We start from the raw sequence: 20889 nt of genomic DNA, 5'->3' as shown, positions 1-20889 counted from the left end.
ACCAGCAGTCCCTACACGGTATGCCAGTGCTCGCGGGGCCGCGAGCAGAACAGTGGCGCTGCTCAGGCGCCCGAAGGTCCAGCGGCGGGGGATGGTGATCCCGCCTGCTCCGCGACGGCTGGCCGCGCTGTGCCCACGAGCGCCCGGATCTCGTCGGCGACAGCCTCGGTGGCCTCCCGCCCCGCTTCGATCAACGCAGGGACGCCCGCGGCCTTCCAGCGCGAGTGCTTGGTCGTGTCCGGCATGATCAGCACATCCGGGGCCTCATCGTCGAAACCGCCCATGGCCTGCCGCAGCAATGCCATCGGCCGCATGGTGCGCTCCGGGGTCAGGCGCACCGTGATCACGCGGTCCGCGCCCAGCAGGCGAGCGCCCCACGTGGGCACGTTCGAGCTGAAGGCGCCATCGATCAGCAGCGCCTCCCCGATCCGGACCGGTGGGAACAAGCCTGGCACGGCGATGGTGGCGAGCAGCGCGGTGGGCACCGGGCCGGTATCGAGCAAGTACGGGGCGAGCGTGCGCAGGTCCGTCGCCACCGCGGCGAAGCGACGGGGCAGCGCCTCGATGTCCCGATCCTCGGCGAAGCGCGCGATGGCACGCTCGAGCACCTCCGGATCGAGCACGCCCAGCTTGCGGGGCACCGTGACACGGCCGAAGTCCCGCCAGACGGCGCTGCGGATGATCTTGTCGAGCAGCGAGACGGGCAATCCTGCCGCGTAGCCCGCCCCGATCAGGGCTCCCGCGCTCGTGCCGACCACGACATCGATCTGCACGCCCAGGTCCTCGAGCGCGGCGAGCACGCCGACGTGCGCTGCCCCGAACGCCGCGCCGCCACCGAGCGCGAGGCCGATCACGGGCGCCGATCCGGGGGGCCGCGAGGCCGCCCGGTGCGCCGCTGGGCGTGGCAGCGCGGCCCGGTGCGAGCGCTCGGCGGCGCCGAACGGTGCCGGCCAGGCCGCAGTGATCGGATCGCTCATCGTGGTCGCTTGCCTGTCCAGGTCGAGGGTTCGGGCGGTCCACCCCCGCGAGCGCGGGATCGACCGCGCCAGGGAAATGGCTGTATCCAGCCTAGTGCGTCCTGATGGGCCAGGCGCGGGGATCCCCCTAGGTGCTGCCGCGCCCTCCGTGGCGCGCGAGCATCCGCTGCACGTCGTGCTCGGGAACCTGGTCGAACCGGTCATACCAAGCGCCCACCGCGTCCAGTTGATCCGTCACCAGTGGGCAGACCACTTCTGCCCGGGCACGCTCGAGCATCGGAATGGCCTGGGAGGCTGCCACCGGCGCGGCAGCGATCACGCGCCGAGCGCCCTGGCGCGCCGCGACCTGGCAAGCAACGAGCATCGTCGCGCCCGTCGCGATGCCATCGTCGACGATGATGACGCAGCGCCCCTCCAGGCCGGGCAGCCCGGCCGGGGCACTGGTCGCGGCGGGGCGACGGAAGAGCGCGGCCCGCCGCTCGAGCTCGGCGAGCTCGAGCTGCCGCACCGCATCGATCTCCTCGCCGGAGAGCCTCTCCCGGTCGATCAGCTCGTCGTTGAGCACCATCGTGCCGTCCTCGCCCAGGGCGCCGAATGCCAGCTCGGGCTGGCGGGGGAGACCTAGCTTGCGCACCATGAGGATGTCGAGCGGCAGGCTCGCGCGCTCGGCAACGATCGCCGCGACCGGGACACCACCGCGGGGCAGGGCCAGCACGATCGACGCGTCATCGAGCAGGGGGCGGAGGGCATCGGCAAGGACATGCCCGGCATGGTCGCGATCGCGGTAACGCATGACCACTTCCTCGACGGCTGGGGCTCGGCGATGGCCAGGGCTCGGCGTGCTGTGGGCGTTGCTGTGGCTCCTTCCACCGTACCGCCCCGGCAGGCGTGCCTCCAGGGCCTCATGGCCAGCATCGTGCCGCGCGCGATGCCAGGGACCCGCGGCAGGTAGGGGACGGGCGCGCAGCTACCGGGGGCCCGGGCAAGCGTGCCAGCGCACGAGCGCGTGATCGAGGCTGGCCGGCTCGGCGCCGAGCTCCGCGGCGACCTCGCCGAGCAGGTGCGCGAAGCTGGTCCCGTCGGTCCCGGGCAAGCAGTGGGCCCGGAATGCCTCGCGTGCCCGTGACAGCGCATCGGGGGCGGGCGAGGCCAGGGCGAGGCAGTGCGCGAGCGCCTGCTCCCCGGCAGCGCCGAGCTCGGCGAGCCAGATCGCGGCGAGGGGCGTCCATCCGCCCGGGGCCGACGCGGCGCGGGCGAGCTCGGTGCTCGAACCGATTCCGGAGGCGAGCAGCGCATGAGCGAGGTGCAGGATCTCGGCCGCGCGGACCGCGATGCCGCCGGAGTAGCGCCGCCGGTAGTGGCCGACCTTGCCGATCCAGATGGTGGGCCCGCCCACCATCTCGAAGGTGGCGAGGAGCTCAGCGAGCCCATCGTTATCGGGCGCGTTGCCAGGCAGTGCCGTGGCGCGACGGAACGCCTGGTACCGCGCGGCGAGGCCCGCCGCGGTGGCGAAGCCGGTGCTGGATGCCTGGACCGACTCGATGAGGCAGAGCGCGAGGCTGCCCGCGTGGCTGCCCGCGTGGCGCTGGGTGACGGACCAGCAGGCCGGATCGCCCAGGTGCTGGAGGCAGGCGGCGGACAGGGCCTCGGCGCTGCTTCGGGGATCGCTGGTGGCTGCTCGCGCGGCTTGCTCCCCGATGCGCGAGCGATGGCCTAGGACTGGTGCAGCACTCATGGTTCCTCCCCGGACATGTGCCGTGATGCGCTTATAGTGATGTATCGCACCCCGGTGGAAGAGTGTTGCAGGTATCACCAGCTAGGGAAAGATAAATATTCCTCACCGCGCGCGGCTGGGGCGGTGAATCCCTGTGCTTGGCACTTCGCCTGGTGGAGCGTGGTCATCGGCGCGCCCTGGAGGCAGTAGACTATGGCGATAATGAGTAACAATGAATCTGGCGATATCACGTTCGCCGATCTGGGAATCGACGAGCGTGTGCTGCGCGCACTGAGCGACGTCGGATATGAAACGCCTTCGCCAATCCAGTTGGCGACGATCCCGCACCTCATCGAGGGGCGGGATGTGGTCGGCCTGGCACAGACCGGGACCGGCAAGACAGCAGCCTTCGCGACTCCGGTCCTGTCCCGGATCGCTGAAGAGGACGCATTTCCTCAAGCGCTCGTGCTGACCCCTACCCGTGAGCTAGCGATCCAGGTCGCTGAGGCGTTCGGCCGCTACTCGGCGCACATGCCCGGTGTGCGGGTGCTGCCGATCTATGGCGGCCAGGCCTACGGTGTCCAGCTAGCGGGACTGCGCCGGGGCGCGCAGATCATCGTCGGCACCCCGGGCCGGGTCATCGATCACCTCACCCGAGGCACCCTCGACGTCTCCCGCTTGCGCTTCGTCGTGCTCGACGAGGCCGACGAGATGCTCAAGATGGGCTTCCAGGAGGACGTCGAGCGCATCCTGTCGATGGCACCGCGCGAGCGCCAGTCCGCGCTGTTCTCGGCCACCATCCCGCGCGCCATCCGCGACATCTCCCGCAAGTACTTGAATGACCCCGCCGAGGTCACGATCAAGTCGACGACGAAGACATCCGACACGATCAGCCAGCGCTGGGTGCTCGTGTCCCACCAGCGCAAGCTCGATGCCTTGACGCGCTTCCTCGAGGTCGAGCCGTTCGACGCGATGCTCGTCTTCGTCCGTACCAAGCAGGCCACCGACGAGCTCGCCGAGAAGCTGCGTTCCCGTGGGTTCGCCGCGACCTCGCTCAATGGCGACATCGCGCAGAATGTGCGCGAGCGCATCGTGGGCGAGCTGCGAGCCGGCAAGATCGACATCCTCGTCGCGACCGACGTCGTGGCGCGCGGGCTCGACGTCGAGCGGATCTCCCATGTCGTGAACTACGACATCCCCACCGACAATGACTCGTACGTGCACCGCATCGGGCGCACGGGCCGCGCTGGCCGCAGTGGCGAGGCATTGCTCTTCGTCACGCCGCGCGAGCGCCGCTTGCTCAAGTCGATCGAGCGCTCCACCGGGCAGCCGATCGAGGAGACGCGGGTCCCCACGGTCGAGGATGTGAACGCCCAGCGCGTCTCGCGGTTCGAGGAATCGATCACCGAGCATCTCTCCTCGCCGGATGTCGCCGTGTTCCGGCGCCTGATCGAGAGCTACGAGAGCGAGCACGATGTGTGCCTCGCTGACATCGCTGCCGCGCTCGCCGTGCAGAACGTCGACGGCGACAACTTTTTCCTCAAGCCGGATCCGGTGGAGAAGAAGGTCCGCGAGGAGCGCTTCGACGACCGGGGCGATCGCCGTGATCGCGACGACCGGCCCCGCAGCAAGCCGCGCGTGGATCGTCGCGCGAGCGGCGGAGGGGATTTCGCCACCTATCGCATCAACGTGGGCCGCAAGAACAAGATCGCGCCCGGCGCGATCGTGGGCGCCCTCGCCAACGAGGGCGGGCTGCAGCGCGGCGATTTCGGCTACATCGATATCCGTCAGGACTTCAGCCTCGTCGAGCTGCCCGCGAACCTCCCGCGGGATGTCTTCGACGCCCTTCGCGATACCCGCATCGCCGGTGTCAAGATCGGCCTGCGCCGCGACGAGGGCGGATCCGCTGGTGGCGGGAATGAGCGGCCGCCCAAGCGGGCAGGTCGCGACGACCGGCCAGCGCGCCGCTTCCGCGACTAGGAATTCCGCGAGAAGGATAAAGCGCCAAGGAACTACCACTGATCCCCGTGCGGCTAGGGCATGCTCCCGAGCGGCACGGGGATCAGTGCATCCAGCATGGCGCTCGCTGACCGGGACCAGGTGAACTCCTCGGCCCGCGCGCGGGCGCGGGCGCGGGAATCCCGCTCCAGCAGGGTACCGAGCGCTGCGGCGAACGCGGCGTCATCGTCGGCGGCCACCATGCCGCTGCCCCCGGTGAGGATCTCTCGCAGCGCCGAGGACTCGGACGCCACCACCGGCGTGCCCGAGGCCAGGGCCTCGAGCGCGGACAGGCAGAACGTCTCGTGCGGCCCGGGCGCGACCGCGGCATCAGCCGTGGCGAGCAGCGCGGCGAGCCGGGCTGGGTCGCTGACGAATCCGAGGAACTCGACGGGGAGGCCGCGCGCCCGTCGTTCCAGCGCGCCACGGCGCGGACCATCGCCGGCCACTACCAGCCGAGCATCCACGCCCGCGCCGAGCAGTATGCGCAATGCCTCGATGCTGCGCTCGGCGTGCTTCTCGATCGACAGCCGCCCGCTGTGCACGAGCAGGGTCTCATTGCCGGGAGCGAGGCGCGCGCGCAGCTCCGGATCGCGGTTGCGCGGATGGAACCGCTCCAGGTCCACTCCGAGCGGAATGCGCCGCACGTTGCGGGAACCGATGCGATCGAACTCGGTCGCGGCGAACGCCGTCGTGCACACCACAGTGTCGAAGCTCCGCGCCATCGCGCGGTTGCCGGCATCCGCGATGCGCTGCGCGGGCGCCGCGGGCAGGACCTGGCCGACCAGCCGGTCGAGCCGCTCGTGCGAGACGACGACGCTGGGGATTCCTCGATCCCGCGCCCACTTGCCGAAGCCTCTCAGGGTCAGCCTGTCCGAGACCTCGATGGCGCCGGGCCCGAGCCCGGCCAGCACGTCGGCGACACGGCGGGGGTCGGCGAGACGGTAGCCGCCTGATGCTGGTAGCCGGAGCGAGGCGAGCGTGATGCGTCGCACGCCGTTGTCCAGCGTCTCCTGCTCATCGCGGGGGCCGGGCACGACGAGCGCCACATCGAGCCCCGCGGCCCGGTACTCGCGGCCCCACTGGTGCAGCGCGGTGCGGAGCCCCCCGGAGCGGGGACCGTAGAAGTTCGCGAGCTGAGCGATGAGCACGTGGGGAGCATGGCACCTCCAGGCAACGCGCGGGCAACGGCTGCGCGCGCCTGGTCCAAACTCCTGAGGAACTGATCAGTTCGTGGCGTGCTCGGCCCAACCGGCGGTGGGGGCCGGGACAGCGAACGCGCGATGACCCGTGCTCCAGCGATTGATCGCGAGCACGAGCGCCGGGGTGGAGGTGCCCAGCCGCTCGGCGAGGACCTCCACGAGGTGCAGCACCATGCCGGGCTGCCGTGCCCGCGCTGCCACCTCGTTTCCTTCCGGTGGGAATGCTCCGGCGAGGAACCTGTGGCAGTGGCGGAGCGCGCTGGCACTGTCGGCGGCATGGATCCCGCTGAGCAGCAGCAGATAGTCCCAGCTGTCGGTGAAACTGTGGCCGGCTGCTCCCCGCCATGCATTGACCACGAGCGAGCGGGTTGCCGCATGAGGAATCATCGCAGCGAGATCCGCGGTCCCATCGATGCGCAGGTCGTGGAACGCCGAGGCGGCCCGGTGGATGGAGCGTGCCTTCACGGCCTGCGCGGGGCTGGCGTGGCGCGTCCGGTACATCGCGACCTTTCCCGACCACGCAGTGGCACCACCGCTTTCCTCGAATGTCCTCAGCAATGCGCGCGTACCGTCGGGAACGCCTGGGCAACAGTGGTCGGTGGCCTGCTGCCGGGCACGGTAGGCACTGAAGTGCTCGGTCACCGCCAGCGTGGTGGGGTAGTGGCCGGCCGTGCATTGCACAGCGTCGATCACGCAGAGGGCAAGGCTTGCCCGGAACGTCGCGGGCGCGGTCCACCGCGTCGGCGATCCGAGCCGCGTCGTGCAGGTGAGCTCGAGGTGGTCGAGCGCCACTGCGGGGATCTCCATGTGGCCTCGCTCTCCAGTGATCGGAACATTTCCTCCAGAGTACGGGGATCGGGCATTGGCTGGCGACGGCCAGGCAGCGGGCAATTCCAGAGGCATTTCCCGGGGCGTGCTGCCGCGGTGTGTCCCTGGCGTCCGCGCGGCGCGCGGCGCGGTAGTTTGAGCGCGTGCTTGTGAGAAGAGGCCCCTCCCGGACTGTTGCTATCGTCGCTGCCAGTGCCATCGGCCTGGTGGCTGCGGTCGGCTGCACCGTCGACCTCGATGAGGATGATGCCCCTGCCGGGCTCGTGCAGCCCGAGGCTCTGCCCGATGAGGCTGATCCAGGCCGCTCGTTGCCGATCGTTGTCGATGACAGCGAGGCTGGCCTGGCCCGCGGCACCGCCCAGCAGTTCTTCGCCCGGGCACCGTTCGTCGTGGCCGCGCCCTTCGATGATCCTGCCGCATTGGTGCGCGCGGCATCCCTGGCGGTCGCGACGTCCGTCCCGATGCTTCCCGTCGACCCGGCCGATGGGGCCGCGGTGCTCGAGGAGGTCGAGCGGCTCGGCGCGAGCCATGTCCTCGCTGTCGGCGCCGTGCCGGATCTCGGCACCGCATCCATCATCGAGGCACCCGCGGACAAGGCCGCGATCGAGGAGATGATCGAGCGCGATCTCGGCGAGAAGGAGGTTGCGGCGACTGCCGGCGCGCTGGACGCGATCGCTGCGATCGACAGCGACGACGCCACGCTGCTCTCCCTTGCCGACCAGCCTCTCGCTGGGCCCGGGCCGACCACCGAGCCGCAGGCACTGCCCGAGTTCGGACGCTCGCAGCTCGACCCGCCAGTGCTCGCCCTTGTCTCGGCCCCGGCGAGCGAGGAAGGCCGCGAGTGGGCCGAGCACATTGCTGCAACCGCGACAGCCCGCGCGGCGGGAGCGACAGTCGTGCCGCTCGCGGTGCCCGACCCCCGGGCGAGCGCTAGCTCCGTAGCGGCGATCCGCGACCACGAGGACGCCACCGTGGTCGCGCTGGGCAGCGGGTTCGGCACGGTCGCCGAGCTCAACGAGCGCGTGCGCGCAGCAGTCTCGGTGCCGGAGCTTCCCGGCGGCGGGCAACTGGTGTTCCCCGGCAGGCGGATGATCGCGCTCTACGGCCACCCCGGCGTGCCGGCGATGGGGCTGCTCGGCGAGCAGCCCGTCGATGAAGCGATCGCGCGCGCGGTGGAGCTCGCTGAGCAGTACGAGCCGTTCTCCTCCGAGCCGGTGATCCCAGCGTTCGAGCTGATCGTCACCGTGGCATCGGTCTCCGCGGGCGCGGATGGAAACTACTCGAACATCGCCGAGGTCGCGCAGGTCCGGCCCTGGATCGACGCGGCCGCCGAGGCAGGTGTCTATGTGGTGCTTGACCTGCAGCCGGGGCGCACGGACTTCCTCACCCAGGCGCGGATGTTCGAGGATCTCCTGCGCGAGCCGCACGTGGGGCTCGCGCTGGATCCCGAGTGGCGGCTCAAGCCTGGCGAGGTCCACTTGCAGCAGATCGGACAGGTCGACGCGGCCGAGGTCAACGAGGTCACGGACTGGCTCGCCGACCTCACCGCCGAGCACGATCTGCCCCAGAAGCTCCTGATCCTGCACCAGTTCCAGCAACGCATGATCCTTGACCGCGAGAGCCTCGACACGAGCCGCGACGAAGTGGTACTGCTGATCCATGCTGATGGTCATGGTGTTCCGGGCGAGAAGATGAGCACCTGGAATGCCTTGAAGACAGGGCTTCCGGATGGTGTCTGGCTGGGATGGAAGAACTTCATCGATGAGGATTTCCCCACCTTCACCCCCGAGCGGACCATGCAGATCGGTCCGGCGCCCTGGTTCGTCTCCTACCAGTAGGTCCTAGTAGTCCCAGGCGGTGCTAGTCGTCGATGACGATGACCTCGGAATCAGGCAGGGCCCGGAAATCGATGCCCGCCCGGGCGTAGTGCTGCGCGAGGGCCTCGATCCGCTCCGGGTTCTCATGCCCGGGGGAGCGGTAGTGCGGAACGATCCGGAAGGGCACCAGGCCCAGGCCCGACCATGCCGCCGGGATGCCGCATTCCTGCACCACTTCGGCCGGATCGTCGCACCACTCGATGCCCTCCAGCGACGGTGCGGCGATTGTCGCGCCCGCGCTGTAGCCGCCGTAGACGATGCTGCCGGAGCGCACCAGATCAGTGATGATGCTGTCCGCGCCGCTCTGCGCGAGCCGTGAGCGCAGCACGAACGTGTTGCCGCCGCGCAGCCACACCAGGCTGGAGCGATCGAGGATCTCGCGCACGCCGCCGGGATCGCCGATGTGCTCCCGCAGGTCCAGCTCGCGGGCGGTGATCCCGATCGTGGCCAGCATCTCGATCTCGCTGCGCACGGCCCACGCGCGCGCCGCGGCGGGCCAGGCGTCCGCGGCGTTGGCGATCACTACGGCGTGCCGCGGTGCGGGCACCAGGCGCGCGAGCGCGGTGCCCGCACCGCCGAGGCGGTACGAGGCGAGGAACAGCTTCATCAGGGCCGCAGGGGCACGTTGACGCGCCTAGTCGCTGATGTCGAGGACAACGCGGGGCGGGTTGGTCAGGGTCATGGCGGTGAACTCGCGCTGGCCGCCACGCACGCCCACGAACATCTGCGCGACGCCCTCGTTGAAGGTACCGACCTCGATCTCGGCGACCGATCCGCTGCCGGGCCCACCGATCGTCTTGGGACCGGAGTACGGGTCGACGCCAGTGTCGAAGGGGTAGCCCCAGCCCGTCACGTTGAACGCCAGGATGGCGTCACCGCTCACGGCGATGGGATCGCCCGAGCCTCCCGCGTAGGCCGCATCGACGTAGCGGATGTCGTAGCCAGGCTGGTTGCCCTGGCCCGCGAGGTCCACGACGATGCGGGTGTATCCGTCGTGCTCGCCCACCCGGATATCAGTGACGCTGAGGAAGGTGCCGCTGCCGGACTGCTTCGAGACAGGGCCGAGCGTGCCCGAGAACGAGCTGCCCGGGTCCGGGGATGGGGAGGAGTTGTCCTCGGGAGGAGTCGGCGCCGGTTGCAGCGGGGTCTCCTCGATCTCCGGGCTGGTTGGCACGTTCTCGGTGGGATCCGCGTCCTCGTCGGGCAGGTCCGCGCCGGTCGAGGCGCTCTGCGGTGACAGTCCGGGCGTGGGCACGCTTGCTGGCAGGTCTGCATCGTTGCTGCCGCAGCCTGCGATGCCCAGGATCAGGATCGCTGGGACCACCAGGGCGGAGCGTCGCATGTGCCGAAGGTTCATGATCCTCATCGTAGGTGCTCGCGCAGGGCCGGATCCTGCCCGGAAGATAACGTTTTGCACCCGGAACCGGCGGATGGCTAGCCGGAGCGCCGGGAGAGCAGGCGCACCCCGCCATAGATGATGCCCGCGCCCGCCGCGAGGAAGACCACCCAGGGCAGTGCCAGGCCGATGCCGATGATCGCGGATCGCAGCGCCTCGAGCAGGGTCTCCCACCCCTCGCGGAGCCCGCCCGCGAAACCGGACGCCGGATCGGTCGCGGGACGCTGCGCGAGGTACAGGTCAAGCGTGGACAGCTCTACCTGGTCCGCGAGGTGCTCGCGCTGGGAGCGCAGCCCATCGAGCTGGGCCTGCCGCTCCGCGAGCGCGGTCTCCGCCGCGATCAGGTCCTCCGCGGAGGACGCGGTCGCCATGATCTCCTGCAAGCGCGAGACCGAGGTGGCGAGCGCATCGATGCGGGCATCGAGATCCACGACCTGGATCGTGACGTCACTGCTCGAGATGGTCAGCTCGCTGACGGTACCGAGCGCGCGCAGCTCCTCGATCATCGTGTCGAGGGTATCGGCGGGCACGCGCAGGGTCAGGCTGGCCGAGCCCTGGGACTGCCCGGTGGGCGGACGCTCGGTGCGGTGATCGATGCGGCCATCCACCCGCTCCGCGGCCTCGGCGGCCTGGCGGGACGCGGTGGCCGGATCAGGCACGAGGATCGTCATGCTGGCGTGGCGAATGACCTGTCGCTCGACGGCATCGGGCGCTTGCCGGGGAGCGAGTGGCCCACCGGCCATGCTCTCCTCGCGGATCTCCCCGTCACCGACAGGGAAGGGGGCCGGCGAGAAGCTGTCATCGGATTGCCCCGAGCATCCCGCGGCGAGCGCGAGGAGGATCACGGCAACAAGGAGCGGCATGATTCGACGCCTGCGTCGCGGCAGCGGATTGCTGGTCATATCGAACACGTTACGTCTGGCATGCCGTGTCGACCACGATGCCTCGACCATGGCGCCCGGTACCATCCCGTATCCGGGACGAGGATCGAAGAGGGGAGTGGCCGAGGTGGGAGCGTCTATTCCTGTCGTGGTGGTGGCGGGGTTCCTGGGCGCCGGGAAGACGACCCTGGTCAACCATGTGCTGAGGTCGGCGGGAGACCTGCGGCTGGGAGTACTGGTCAACGATTTCGGGGCGATCAACATCGATGCTTTTCTCGTCGCTGGGCAGGTCGACAACATGATGACCCTGACCAACGGCTGCATCTGCTGCGAGGTCGATAGCGATGACATCGAGGAGTCCCTGGCCAGCCTGGCGGGCATCGCGCCGCGGCTAGACATGATCCTGGTGGAGGCGAGCGGGGTAGCCGAGCCGGCCGCGCTCGTCCAGGTGGTCCGGGCAGCCGGTGATGAGCGGTTTCATTGCTCGTCGGTGATCGTCGTCATCGACGCGGCCGAGCACGGGCGTGTCGATCTCGTCCGCCAGGCGGGCGTCGCTGATCTGGTGCTGCTGAACAAGGCTGATGTGCTTTCCAGCGCCGAGCGCGACGATCTCCTGGCGAGGATCGCGGCCGCGTCGCGTGGCGCACCGGTGATCCCCACTATCCGGGGCGCTCTCGATCTGGACCTGCTCATCGACGCGACCGAGCGGCACGGGCAGCAGGAGCGCCGCCCGGACCTTCCGGTGCAGCTGACGCTTGATGCGTTGCTGCGCGAGGAATCGGGCGATCAAGCGGAGCAGCATGATCACGGGCATTCCCATCAGGTGCAGAGCACAGCGTGGACCTCATCGGTGCCGGTGCACCCCCGCTGGTTCATGGATCTGCTCGAGCGGCGGCCCGCGGGCGTCTACCGTGTCAAGGGCTTGCTGGATTTCGGGAAGTTCGGTGATGGCGAGTGCTATGTGCTGCAGGTCGTCGGGCGGAGCATAGAGATCGAGCGGCGCCCCTGGCAGGCTGGCGCGGTGCGACGGACCGAGCTCGTCCTCATCGGGCATGGCATGGATGAGCCCGCGCTGCTCGAGCAGCTCGATTCCTGCACCGCGACCGAGCCAGGCCCCAGCGATGAGCACGCGATGCTGCGGGTGCTGCGCTTCACCGATGTCCGCTTCACCGATGTCAACGAGGCCGGTTGGCCATGAGCACCGCTACGGCGCGATGGTGGCCCACCCATGTGCTCTCCGCGGAGGAGATCGCATCGGCGTGCGTGCGGACAGTGCCGGACATCGAGCCGTTCCTTCCGTCGTCGGTGGAGCCCGGCGAGCACATGCATCTGCCAACCGGCGCCTTCGCGGGGATCTGCCCGGGCGAGCTGGTCGCGCTGCGGATCGATGCGGCCACGGTGTCGCTGGTGCCGGTCGATCGGAGCCTGCTCCCCGCGCCGCCACCGGCCCTGCGGACGATCATGCGCCGCTTCGCGCGCGATCATGCGGGCCAGCCCGGTGGCCTTGCCGCCCTCGTGGAGCATGCCAGCGAGCACTTGCCCGGCACGGGGGCCCATCGCACGTTGCCGCTCGGGGAGCTCCTGGCTCGGTACGGGATCGTCGCCGCGGGGGACCGGATCGCGCTGGAGGGGTTCGATTTCGCTGCCCACGACACGAGCGAGCAGATCCGACTGCTCGCGGTGGCGCACGATCTCGCGCGGGACGCGGCGTCAGCGGTGCATGAGTGGCGATCCTGCATGCTCGGTGGATCCACGGACGCCGCCCGGATCTCGGCCCTCGCCCGGACGGTGGACGAGCATGACGCGCTCGAGGCGCTCATCGAGCCGTGGGTGCACGATATTGCCACGGGCAGTCCACCCGTGCTCGAGCGGCGCGCGATCGTGGCTTCATGCATCGCCCTGGCTCCGTGCATGGAGGACGAGGCTGCCCGGGTGCTGCTCTGGGCCGTCGTGGTGCTCTCGGACATCGATGCGCCGCTAGGGGAGGTCGCCGGGCATGCGGAGCGGCTGCGATCCGTGGCCCACGGCTGGGCACCAGGCACGCAGCGTGTCGTGGAATGGGACTTTGATCGCGGATCGGGGGAGCGGGCGCGTGCGTTGCTCGGGTCGCTGCGTCGCAAGGATCGGCACAGGATGCCGGCAATAGTGGAACCGGACTATTCGACCGCGGTGGAGCGCGTGCTGGGAAAGGCGCTGCGATTCCTGGAATCGGATGGGCCAGCACGACTGGCATTGATGGGCGTGGTCGATGGGATCATGGCGGGCACGCTCGATGGCGCGATGGCCCGGCGGCTGGTCGAGGATGGGCGCGTCCGGATGGTCGCGCTCCGCGAGGGCGGTGTGATGGCTCGATTCGTCGAGCGCCGTGGCACGGTGCTGCCCCCGGAGGAGGCAGTCGTGGCAAGTGCCATGCGTGATTCCCCGGAGCATCGGATGCGTTGGGCGGTAACGCATGTGGCGGGCCGCGAGCAGTGCGTGACGCTGCGCGACGACGATGGGACGGTGATGCGGTGCCGTGTGCCGGCGGCAGGGCCGATGCCTGGTCCGGGGGCGCTCGTGCTGGCGTGGATCGTGGCCGACGATGTGGAGCCTTGGGCACTATCGCTCGTGGCTGTGCCGGGTGTCCTCGGCGGCGATGCCGGAACCGTTGATGCCATCGGTGCGCTCGGTGCGCTGGTGAGGTCCGAGCAGTTTCCTTGAGGGAATAACGCTGAGCGTTCCCGGCGCCACAGGGCGGGGCGCGGATTGAAAACCAAGCATTGTCATTCTGTTGTACTGGAATTGTGACGATCCTGTTTCCTGTTTTTCGCTGCTGTAGCGGCGCTCACAGTTCGCGGGAATTGCAGTACGCGTTATTACTTCGCGTCCGCGAAGTTGGGCGAGGATGACCCAGGGGGGCTGCAGATGCCCAGGTAGCAGTGTCTGGATTGCTCGGTGTGGGGCTGGAGCGAAGGCTGGGGCCCAAGGTCGCTGCTGTTCTGCCGGCGCAATTCCTAAAGATACTCTAAGGCAATTGTGGCGAACGAGACGTCTTTCCTCATCGTTATCTGTGCGTTCTGTAAACATCACTAAACAGAGGTGTTTATTGGTGGGCTCCGGGGATATGATCGAAATCAATCGATCCGGGAGCATGGTTGCTCCCTGGTCGACGGGCGCATCAGCCGCGAGCCAAGCCTGCTTCACGGACGGTCGCCCGGCAAAGCTGGCGCCCGGACGGCCCCAGGGCTGACTGAGCAAGGGAGAAGACACATGGCCACCATGACAACTGGCACCCGCGAACTGGTTAGGGCGATCCTCGCTTACGAGCGCGCCGACAACTCCTCCGACTGGGAGTTCATCGACGCGATCCGCAACGGCGACATCGACCATTGGATGGAAGCCATCGAGGCCTCCGCTCTGTTCGCGCCCGCCGAGCTCCGCCGCCTCCGCGATTCATTCGAAGCGGATCCCGAGCAGCTCGTGGCCGTGCTTCTCGAGGGCGCGGATGATGTCGCGGACCGCCGCGCGGCCACTGGTCGCCGTGGAAGCTGGGCCACCAGCATCGCCGCGCGCTCCGGGTGCACCGGCGGGACCCTCGCGGGCTGACGTCACCAGCGCCCCACGCTATCGGGACGCTCGTGCGCTCGCTTGTGGGCGAGCTCACAAACGCTACGTAACAGGGACGATCTGTCCCGGTGATTCGATTCAGATGAAGGCACGCCGACGCGGAGCGCCAACTCGGATGCGCATCTCGGTACGATCGATGCGCTGTGAGCAGACGGAAATCTCCAGCGCACCGGCAAGATGCCGGTGATTCTCACCGATCAGCGAGCCGTCTCGCGGAGAGTCACATCATTGGATAGCGCACACAACACTCAGCAACGGTCCACGACCGTGGGCGTGGTTCGGGAGACCGGCGAGGGGGAGCGGCGCGTAGCCCTCGTGCCCAAGGCAGTGAAATCACTCACTGCACGCGGGATCAACGTCGTCGTCGAGGCCGGAGCGGGCGACCGTGCCCACATCCCTGACGACGAATACATCCAGGCAGGCGCCACCGTCGGCAACGCATGGGACTGCGCGGTGATCGTCAAGGTCGCCCCGCCGTCCGCGGCGGAGATCAAGAAGATCCCGAAGGGCGCCACGCTCATCGGTTTCCTCGCGCCCCGCAACCAGGACAACTGCATCGACGCGCTCCGCCAGCGCGACGTCCACGGGTTCGCCATGGAAGCGATCCCTCGCATCTCCCGCGCGCAGGTGATGGATGCACTGTCCAGCCAGGCAAACGTCGCCGGCTACAAGGCCGTCCTTGTTGCCGCCAACGAGCTCACCCGGTTCTTCCCGATGCTCACCACCGCAGCCGGGACCGTCAAGCCAGCCACTGTGCTGGTCCTTGGCGTAGGCGTCGCGGGACTCCAGGCCCTCGCCACCGCGAAGCGCCTCGGCGGGCGGCCCACCGGATACGACGTGCGCCCCGAGGTGGCCGACCAGGTGCGCTCCGTCGGCGCGCAGTGGCTCGATCTCGGTATCAGCGCCGCGGGCGAGGGCGGGTATGCCCGCGAGCTCACCGAGGACGAGCGGGCACAGCAGCAGCAACGGCTCGAGGACGCGATCAAGGGCTTCGACGTCGTGATCACCACCGCCCTCGTGCCTGGCCGCCCCGCTCCGCGCCTTGTCACTGCCGCAGCAGTGGAAGGCATGCGAGAGGGCAGCGTCATCGTCGACCTCGCTGGCGAGACCGGCGGGAACTGCGAGCTCACCGAGCCGGGGCAGACCGTCAACAAGCACGGTGTGACTATCGCCTCGCCGCTGAACCTGCCCGCGACGATGCCCGAGCATGCCAGCGAGCTCTACGCGAAGAACGTCACCGCGCTGCTCGATCTGATGCTGGACGACGATGCCGCGCTGGCACCGGACTTCACCGATCAGATCCTCGCCGACTCCTGCGTCACCGGCGTTCCCGATGCCGCGTCGCGCCCCTCAGCCGGTTAACCCTAGCGGCAGGATGACAAGGAACCACCTATGTACACCGAACTGCTAGCCAACCTGGCGCTGCTCGTGCTCGCCGGATTCGTTGGCTTCACCGTTATCTCCAAAGTGCCCAATACCCTCCACACCCCGCTGATGTCGGGCACCAACGCCATCCACGGCATCGTCGTGCTCGGCGCGCTCGTCGTGCTCGGCAAGGTCGAGGACCCCAGCATCGCGATGCAGGTGATCCTGTTCATCGCGGTCGTGTTCGGCACGCTCAACGTCGTCGGCGGCTTCGTCGTCACTGATCGCATGCTTGGCATGTTCAAGTCCAAGTCGCCTGCCCGCGGCAAGGGAGGAGACGCCTGATGGACACCCTCGTCAATGTTCTCTACATCATTGCTTTCTCCCTGTTCATCTATGGCCTGATGGGCCTGACGGGCCCCCGCACCGCCGTCCGTGGCAACTGGATCGCCGCGGTGGGCATGGGCATCGCCGTCGCCGCCACCCTGCTCGCGGTGCGCGACACCGGCAACTGGATCATCATCGTCGCCGGCCTCCTCGTCGGCCTCGTCCTCGGTGTACCACCCGCCATCCGCACCAAGATGACCCAGATGCCACAGCTCGTGGCGTTCTTCAACGGCGTGGGTGGTGGCACCGTCGCCCTCATCGCCTGGGCCGAGTTCCTCGACACCGACGGATTCACCAACTTCCACGGCTACGAGGGCCCCGTCGTCCACATCATCGTCGGCTCGCTGTTCGCCGCGATCGTCGGCTCGGTGTCGTTCTGGGGCTCCCTGGTGGCATTCGCGAAGCTCCAGGAGCTTCTCAACAAGAACCTCGAGAAGAAGCTCGTCGCGAACGTCAAGACATTCCAGGTCGCCAACATCATCCTCGCGCTCGCCTCGCTGGGAATCGCGATCTACATCGGGATCAACGCCGACCCGGCCAACGATCCCACCGCGGCCATCTGGATCCTGGCGCTTCTGGTCATCGCCGGGACGATGGGCCTGTTCGTGGTGCTGCCCATCGGTGGCGCCGACATGCCCGTCGTGATCTCGCTGCTCAACGCCCTCACCGGCCTCTCGGCAGCCTCGGCCGGACTCGCGCTCAACAACACCGCGATGATCGTCGCCGGCATGATCGTCGGCGCGTCCGGCTCCATCCTCACCAACCTCATGGCCAAGGCCATGAACCGGTCGATCCCCGCGATCATCTTCGGCTCGTTCGGCGGATCCACCAGCGCCGCCGCCGTCGACGACGCGGGCGGCACTGTCAAGGCCACCTCCGCGGCCGACGCGGCCATCCAGATGGCCTACGCGAACCAGGTCATCGTCGTGCCCGGCTACGGCCTCGCTGTCGCCCAGGCGCAGCACGCCGTCAAGGAGCTCGCCGACCTGCTCGAGGAGAAGGGCGTGGAGGTCAAGTTCGCCATCCACCCCGTGGCCGGCCGCATGCCCGGGCACATGAATGTGCTGCTCGCCGAGGCAGAGGTCAGCTACGACGCCATGAAGGAGATGGATGACATCAACGGTGAGTTCAACCGCACCGATGTCACCATCGTCATCGGCGCCAACGACGTCACCAATCCGGCCGCGCGAAACGACCCGAGCTCGCCCATCCACGGGATGCCGATCCTCAACGTCGACCAGTCCAAGTCGGTCATCGTCCTCAAGCGGGGCATGTCGTCCGGCTACGCCGGCATCGAGAACCCCCTCTTCTTCCTGGACCAGACCTCGATGCTCTTCGGGGACGCCAAGAAGTCGGTGACCCACGTCATCGAGGAGCTCAAGGCCCTCTAGCCAGGCAGCTACCTCGACCCGGGGTCTGTAGCCTCGAACCGTGGGGAACACCAGAACAAGCGGCAGCCACCAGCACGCCATGCGGCAAATCCATGTGCTGGTGGCTGCCGCGTTCGTCATTGCCGTCGGGTACGGCCTGATCGCCCCCGTGCTGCCGCAGTACGCGAGCAGCTTCAACGTCGGCTACACCGCCGCCTCCGCGATCGTCAGCATCTTCGCCGTCGCCCGGCTGCTGTTCGCCCCGGCCAGTGGCCAGCTCGTCCAGAAGCTCGGCGAGCGACGCATCTATCTCTCCGGGCTCGTGATCGTCGCGGTCTCCACCGGCGCGAGCGCTGCCGCGCAGAGCTACTGGCAGCTCATGGTCTTCCGCGGCCTCGGTGGCATCGGCTCCACCATGTTCACCATCTCCGCGATGGCGCTGATCATCCGGCTCTCGCCTCCCGACCGGCGCGGCAAGGTCAGCAGCCTCTACAGCACCGCGTTCCTGCTCGGCGGCATCACCGGGCCACTGCTCGGCGGACTGCTTGGCAGGTTCGGGCTGCGCGTGCCCTTCATCGTCTACACCGTGGCGCTGGTCATCGCCATCATTGTCGTCCGCACCAGGCTTGATGCCGAGGCCGGCGGGAAGGGAAGCGCACGATCCGCGCCCCGCCGGGAATATCATCTGGGCGAGGCGCTGCGCGAGCCCGCCTACCGGGCCGCGCTGCTGACGAACCTGGCCCACGGCTGGGCCACCTTCGGCGTGCGCGTGGCACTCATCCCCTTGTTCGTGACCGTCGCCTTCACGATGGGCACCGAGCTCGGTGGTTTCGCGCTCGCCGCGTTCTCCATCGGCATGGCGATCGTGCTGACTACATCCGGCAAGCTCTCCGACCGCATCGGGCGCAAGCCGCCGACCATCATGGGCCTGGCCATCACCGGATCATCGACCATGGTGCTCGGGCTTCCCAGCAATCCCGTGGTCTTCCTCGTGCTGTGCGTGATCGCCGGCGCGGGCATGGGCTTCGTGATCCCCAGCCAGCAGGCCGCGGTGGCCGATCTGATCGGATCGGACCGCAATGGCGGCAAGGTCCTCGCGGCGTTCCAGATGACCGCCGATCTCGGAGCGATCGTCGGGCCGCTGCTCGGTGGCTGGATCGCCGAGAACTATTCCTTCGAGGTTGCTTTCCTGCTCACTGGAGCACTGCTGCTGCTCGCTGCCGTGTACTGGATCGTGGTGCCCGAGACGAGCAGGGCGCAGGACGCAGGAGACCGGAGTGATGCAGCAGAAATAGCTGAGACCGGGAACGACACCGATTGATCGGGGAAACCCCAGCGGAAATGTGTGCCCTCGGCAGGATTCGAACCTGCGACACCTGCCTCCGGAGGGCAGTGCTCTATCCCCTGAGCTACGAGGGCTTGCCACGTTCATGCCACGGCCACGCTTGCGCGGTGGGCGGAGCTAGCCTAGCGCATTAGCGCCATCAATGCGGAATCGCCAGGCCAGGCGCGTGTCTGGCGTTCCCGCGCTAGCTCGCCCACCGTCGACGGAGCTGCTAGTTGAACGGCAGGGGCTCGGCGCCACGCTCGGCAAGCAGATCGGTCATCAGGTCGATCTCCTTCTTCTGCCCGTCGAGCATCCGCTGGGCGATGCCCGTCACGAGTGGCGTGCTGGCCTGGTCGATCGCGGCCTGGGCCATGGGCAAGCCACCCTCGTGGTGCCGGAGCATTAACTGGAGGAAGTACACGTCCTGCTCGCCCCCGTCGAGGCCGCGCAGCCGCGCCATCTCCTCGGAGGTCGCCATTCCGGGCATGAGCGCGCCGTCGGTCATTGGCATGCTGGGCATCTCGTGGTTCTCATGCTCAGCACCAGCCATCCATGCCATATGGGCGCCGGAGGCGAACCGTGGCTCGTCCCACGCCTGGAGCCAGCCCTGCATCTGGCCGATCTGGTTTTCCTGCGCGGTGAGGATATCGAAGGCGAGAGTCCTGATACTGGGATCGCTCGTGGTGGTCAGGACCGCAGCAGCCATCTCCACGGCCTGGAGGTGGTGCGCGGTCATGTCCTGGCTGAAGCCGATATCGGCGGCATTCGGGTCGGCATTCACGGGCAGCGCGGCGTCATCGTCGCCAGTCGCTGCGCCGAGCAGGAAGCCGAGCGCCATCCCGAGCGCGCCGACGATGACCAGCAGGGGGATCAGTCGTCGTCCGGCGGTGCTCACTCAGTGGTCTCCTCGTCAGCGGGCGCGGGCTCCGCTGGGATCCCGGCGGCGGGATCGTCGCCAGCGGGCGCCTCGCCGACTGGTCCGGGATCGAGCGGCGCGCCCATCTCGGCCGCCTCCGGTGCTGCTCCGGCCCCGTCCATCGCGACGGCATCAGGCCCGGGCGGGGCTGGATCGAACGGGGGCGGGTTCTCGGGATCGAAGTAGCCGGGCACGTTCGAGCAGCTCGCGCCTGGCTCCGGGCTGTTGAACTGGTTGAGGCGCAGTGCTCCGATGAACTGATTGATCCGCTCGTCCTCCGCGGAATCGAGCTTCAGCTGATGGCCCCATGCCTGCAGCGAGATGGGCGACTCCTGGCCGGGGAACGGCGACATGAACATATAGGCCTGCCCGTCGACGCGGCTCTCGAGCGCGGCGATGTCAGCTGCCGAGGCATTGTCCGGGGAATAGGTGATCCAGACGGCGCCATGCTCGAGGGAGTGCACCGCGTTCTCCGTGCGGATGGGCTCGTCGTACACGATGCCCGTGCAGGTGGCCCAGGCCTCGTCGTGCGGACCGCCGAACGGTGGCATCGGCTCGTAGGCGACGCGCTGGCCGGCGAGGACATGCGCGTTGCTCAGGTCCTCGACGATCTCCACGCCGTCGATCCGCGTGGACGGATCCGGATCCTCGACCGAGGGCGTCCAGCGCTCCATGGCCTGCTCGTCACGAATGCTCGGCGCCAGGCTCCAGGCGATCACGCCGATGAGGACCACGACGCTCACGATGGCGCCGATGCTCAGCCAGGGGATGCTTGGTCCCGCCTTGAGCCCGGTGGCGCTGCCGCCGCGTGATTTCTTCTTCGCGGCCCGCATGGCCCTGGCTGTTCTATCGTTCTTGCTGCTTGCCATTGGTGGTGGATCTTTCCGCGCCGTAGTGACAGGACCGCGTGCGCGCGCCCCATGCCGCGTGCACCGAGCATTGCGGGCGCACCCGGTGCTGCCGGTGGCAGCGCTGGTCGCGGGGACACGCGCCGCGCGCTGGCCCCAACTGTACGTACCGGCGGGCAGCGATGCCGCTACCGGCG

The 20889-nt window shown here is 68.6% G+C and carries 19 protein-coding genes and 1 tRNA gene; 9 read left to right on the top strand and 11 right to left on the bottom strand.

The annotated features are described in order from the left end of the window. Window positions 1-62: 62 nt before the first annotated feature. The 3 genes from FXO18_RS15205 to FXO18_RS15195 all read right to left on the bottom strand — a co-directional run bounded on the left by FXO18_RS15205 (window position 63) and on the right by FXO18_RS15195 (window position 2712). A complete protein-coding gene (locus FXO18_RS15205; RefSeq protein ID WP_187774396.1) occupies window positions 63-977 on the bottom strand; it encodes a patatin-like phospholipase family protein in 915 nt (304 codons plus the stop codon). Window positions 978-1104: 127 nt separating this feature from the next. Continuing rightward, the gene (locus FXO18_RS15200; protein ID WP_149361996.1) at window positions 1105-1770 is read right to left on the bottom strand and encodes a phosphoribosyltransferase; all 666 of its coding nucleotides are present in this window, start codon (window positions 1768-1770) and stop codon (window positions 1105-1107) included. 174 nt (window positions 1771-1944) lie between these two features. Beyond that, a complete protein-coding gene (locus FXO18_RS15195) occupies window positions 1945-2712 on the bottom strand; it encodes a hypothetical protein (protein WP_149361995.1) in 768 nt (255 codons plus the stop codon). Between the two features lie 201 nt (window positions 2713-2913). Between FXO18_RS15195 and FXO18_RS15190 the strand changes: the two genes are divergently transcribed. Then, a complete protein-coding gene (locus tag FXO18_RS15190) occupies window positions 2914-4671 on the top strand; it encodes a DEAD/DEAH box helicase (protein WP_149361994.1) in 1758 nt (585 codons plus the stop codon). 53 nt (window positions 4672-4724) lie between these two features. Here the strand turns inward: FXO18_RS15190 and FXO18_RS15185 are convergent, their stop codons facing one another. Together FXO18_RS15185 and FXO18_RS15180 are read right to left on the bottom strand one after the other, a co-directional pair. Further along, window positions 4725-5840, bottom strand: coding sequence for a glycosyltransferase (locus tag FXO18_RS15185; RefSeq protein ID WP_149361993.1), 1116 nt, complete (start codon window positions 5838-5840; stop codon window positions 4725-4727). Between the two features lie 75 nt (window positions 5841-5915). Then, window positions 5916-6698: a hypothetical protein gene (locus FXO18_RS15180; RefSeq protein ID WP_149361992.1), complete on the bottom strand. Its 783-nt coding sequence runs from the start codon at window positions 6696-6698 to the stop codon at window positions 5916-5918. 164 nt (window positions 6699-6862) lie between these two features. Between FXO18_RS15180 and FXO18_RS15175 the strand changes: the two genes are divergently transcribed. Further along, the gene (locus tag FXO18_RS15175; RefSeq protein WP_149361991.1) at window positions 6863-8557 is read left to right on the top strand and encodes a hypothetical protein; all 1695 of its coding nucleotides are present in this window, start codon (window positions 6863-6865) and stop codon (window positions 8555-8557) included. Window positions 8558-8579: 22 nt separating this feature from the next. Here the strand turns inward: FXO18_RS15175 and FXO18_RS15170 are convergent, their stop codons facing one another. From FXO18_RS15170 to FXO18_RS15160, 3 genes are all read right to left on the bottom strand, one after another. Next, on the bottom strand, window positions 8580-9203 hold the full coding sequence (locus FXO18_RS15170) for a Type 1 glutamine amidotransferase-like domain-containing protein (protein ID WP_149361990.1): 624 nt from the start codon (window positions 9201-9203) through the stop codon (window positions 8580-8582). A 27-nt stretch (window positions 9204-9230) separates the two neighbouring features. Then, window positions 9231-9953: an AMIN-like domain-containing (lipo)protein gene (locus FXO18_RS15165; protein WP_149361989.1), complete on the bottom strand. Its 723-nt coding sequence runs from the start codon at window positions 9951-9953 to the stop codon at window positions 9231-9233. A gap of 77 nt (window positions 9954-10030) precedes the next feature. Next, window positions 10031-10894 carry a DUF4349 domain-containing protein gene (locus FXO18_RS15160; protein ID WP_187774395.1) on the bottom strand — a complete coding sequence of 288 codons (864 nt, stop codon included), beginning with the start codon at window positions 10892-10894 and terminating at the stop codon, window positions 10031-10033. A gap of 97 nt (window positions 10895-10991) precedes the next feature. Here FXO18_RS15160 and FXO18_RS15155 point away from each other — a divergent pair, with 97 nt between their 5' ends. From FXO18_RS15155 to FXO18_RS15125, 7 genes are all read left to right on the top strand, one after another. After that, entirely contained in the window at window positions 10992-12071 is a 1080-nt protein-coding gene (locus FXO18_RS15155; RefSeq protein WP_235900712.1) for a CobW family GTP-binding protein, read from the top strand. Further along, on the top strand, window positions 12068-13573 hold the full coding sequence (locus tag FXO18_RS15150) for a hypothetical protein (RefSeq protein ID WP_149361986.1): 1506 nt from the start codon (window positions 12068-12070) through the stop codon (window positions 13571-13573). Before FXO18_RS15155 ends, FXO18_RS15150 begins: the two co-directional genes overlap by 4 nt. Window positions 13574-14122: 549 nt before the next feature. After that, complete coding sequence (locus FXO18_RS15145) at window positions 14123-14458, top strand: Clp protease/crotonase-like domain-containing protein (RefSeq protein ID WP_149361985.1); 336 nt, start codon at window positions 14123-14125, stop codon at window positions 14456-14458. Window positions 14459-14707: 249 nt separating this feature from the next. Continuing rightward, window positions 14708-15841, top strand: a complete 1134-nt coding sequence (locus FXO18_RS15140; protein ID WP_235900711.1) for a Re/Si-specific NAD(P)(+) transhydrogenase subunit alpha — start codon at window positions 14708-14710, stop codon at window positions 15839-15841. Window positions 15842-15871: 30 nt separating this feature from the next. Next, a complete protein-coding gene (locus FXO18_RS15135) occupies window positions 15872-16189 on the top strand; it encodes an NAD(P) transhydrogenase subunit alpha (protein WP_149361983.1) in 318 nt (105 codons plus the stop codon). After that, window positions 16189-17622 carry an NAD(P)(+) transhydrogenase (Re/Si-specific) subunit beta gene (locus FXO18_RS15130; protein WP_149361982.1) on the top strand — a complete coding sequence of 478 codons (1434 nt, stop codon included), beginning with the start codon at window positions 16189-16191 and terminating at the stop codon, window positions 17620-17622. The genes FXO18_RS15135 and FXO18_RS15130 overlap by 1 nt, the downstream gene beginning before the upstream one ends. Before the next feature lie 79 nt (window positions 17623-17701). After that, window positions 17702-18922: an MFS transporter gene (locus FXO18_RS15125; RefSeq protein ID WP_149362097.1), complete on the top strand. Its 1221-nt coding sequence runs from the start codon at window positions 17702-17704 to the stop codon at window positions 18920-18922. A 25-nt stretch (window positions 18923-18947) separates the two neighbouring features. On the opposite strand, the gene FXO18_RS15120 is transcribed toward FXO18_RS15125, so the two are convergent. From FXO18_RS15120 to FXO18_RS15110, 3 genes are all read right to left on the bottom strand, one after another. After that, window positions 18948-19020: transfer RNA gene (locus FXO18_RS15120), tRNA-Arg, on the bottom strand. A 137-nt stretch (window positions 19021-19157) separates the two neighbouring features. Beyond that, a complete protein-coding gene (locus FXO18_RS15115; protein WP_235900710.1) occupies window positions 19158-19823 on the bottom strand; it encodes a DUF305 domain-containing protein in 666 nt (221 codons plus the stop codon). Further along, the gene (locus FXO18_RS15110; RefSeq protein ID WP_149361981.1) at window positions 19820-20713 is read right to left on the bottom strand and encodes a DUF3105 domain-containing protein; all 894 of its coding nucleotides are present in this window, start codon (window positions 20711-20713) and stop codon (window positions 19820-19822) included. Before FXO18_RS15110 ends, FXO18_RS15115 begins: the two co-directional genes overlap by 4 nt. Window positions 20714-20889: the final 176 nt, after the last annotated feature.

It is taken from the genome of Lolliginicoccus suaedae, from assembly GCF_008312885.1.
In the GTDB taxonomy this organism is placed as follows: domain Bacteria; phylum Actinomycetota; class Actinomycetes; order Mycobacteriales; family Mycobacteriaceae; genus Lolliginicoccus; species Lolliginicoccus suaedae.
This window is presented reverse-complemented; position numbering and strand designations above follow the sequence as displayed.